Source organism: Sedimentibacter sp. B4 (assembly GCF_000309315.1).
GTDB classification, from domain to species: Bacteria; Bacillota; Clostridia; order Tissierellales; family Sedimentibacteraceae; genus Sedimentibacter; species Sedimentibacter saalensis.
This window is the reverse complement of record NZ_CANG01000286.1, coordinates 1-214: the sequence shown is the minus strand read 5'-3', so window position 1 is coordinate 214 and position 214 is coordinate 1. Positions and strand designations below refer to the sequence as shown.

1 protein-coding gene is annotated in these 214 nt (G+C 68.7%); it reads right to left on the bottom strand.

The window, feature by feature from the left end; translation table 11 throughout:
- A partial coding sequence (locus BN358_RS11095; protein WP_040582752.1) for a DnaJ C-terminal domain-containing protein occupies positions 1-214 on the bottom strand: 214 nt, incomplete at both ends.

The following is a 214-nucleotide window of genomic DNA, read 5'->3' as shown; positions in this document are numbered from 1 at the left end:
AGCGCTGCGGCGGTCATTGGCACCTTCACGACCACCTCGAGGTTGTCCCCCTCGCGCTTGAACACCTCGTGCGGGGTGACCGAGAGCTCGACATACAGGTCGCCGGCGGGACCACCGCCAGGACCCACCTCGCCCTGTGAGACCAGGTGTACCCGGTTGCCGGTCGCGACGCCGGCGGGGATCTTCACGTTGATCGTGCGGTGGCTGCGCACCC